This is a genomic window from Blautia schinkii, assembly GCF_013304825.1.
GTDB classification, from domain to species: domain Bacteria; phylum Bacillota; class Clostridia; order Lachnospirales; family Lachnospiraceae; genus Blautia_A; species Blautia_A schinkii_B.
Genome location: NZ_JAAWUO010000054.1, coordinates 1 through 391, shown reverse-complemented (window position 1 = coordinate 391; position 391 = coordinate 1). Strand labels below are relative to the sequence as shown.

The window sequence follows — 391 nt, the reverse complement described above, 5'->3', positions numbered from 1 at the left end:
AGGATATTTGATTAACTTAATCAAATTTCATGTATGCAGTTTTCAAGGTACAATGCTGACTGATGTTTTATCAGCCATCAGAACTCACAAACTGTTTTTGTAAACTCTGATCACTGGTAAAACCAGCTTTTATTCTCATCAGGATCTCTCCTGTTTTTCTTTTTTTGATCTGGCGCCCACCTGCTCTCCCACACCGTCTCCAGTGCAGTACCATCGGCCGATTGGGTCTTAACCGTCGTGTTCGGGATGGGAACGGGTGTGTCCCCCAACCGCATCGGCACCAGAAATCTTTCAGCTTGATAGCTAAACAGTAAAACACATTCTTACTCTCTACTTTTTCCTTAGAAAGGAGGTGATCCAGCCGCACCTTCCGATACGGCTACCTTGTTAC

At 44.2% G+C, this 391-nt stretch carries 1 rRNA gene; it reads right to left on the bottom strand.

The annotated features are described in order from the left end of the window. Positions 1-167 precede the first annotated feature (167 nt). A 5S ribosomal RNA gene (gene rrf / locus HFM85_RS16035) occupies positions 168-285 on the bottom strand. Between the last annotated feature and the right edge of the window lie 106 nt (positions 286-391).